Source organism: Achromobacter sp. GbtcB20 (assembly GCF_019091095.1).
Taxonomy (GTDB): Bacteria; Pseudomonadota; Gammaproteobacteria; order Burkholderiales; family Burkholderiaceae_B; genus Achromobacter; species Achromobacter mucicolens.
In genome coordinates this window covers 1-409 of the sequence record NZ_JAGXJZ010000265.1, presented here as the reverse complement: position 1 = coordinate 409, position 409 = coordinate 1, and the positions used below count along the sequence as shown (strand labels likewise).

Below are 409 nucleotides of genomic sequence, written 5' to 3'. Positions count from 1 at the left end.
ATAATGGGTGTGGATCTTGGCCATGGTTGTTGTCAGCGGGAGTCGCTCATTCTGGCGCCTGTCTCGTTGCGGATGGCAGCCGATCCCGCAAGCCCGCCGAGCGGTGCAATCGGTACAGCATAGCCGGGTTTGTATCCACAGCGCAAGATGTCAATCTTATAATCGATGACTGCGGTCCGCGCGCACGATTGCTTCCGGCAACTCGACTTCCCGCCCCACCGCCAGCACCTTGAACAGCTCGCCCATCTCGGCCGGGGACACCAGCTTTTGCACCGCCTTCGACTGCGGCAGGTAGCGCATCGCGTCTTCCGGATCCGTCCGCAACAGCAGTTCGCCGATGCCGCAGCCGAGCAGGAAGCTGGCCTGGTTCATGTAGCCCAGCACGTCCAGCCCGGCATCCTGGGCGGCC

At 62.8% G+C, this 409-nt stretch carries 1 pseudogene; it reads right to left on the bottom strand.

The annotated features are described in order from the left end of the window. Nucleotides 1–156: 156 nt before the first annotated feature. Nucleotides 157–409, bottom strand: a pseudogene (locus KVT32_RS28905) (class I SAM-dependent methyltransferase); the annotation flags it as partial.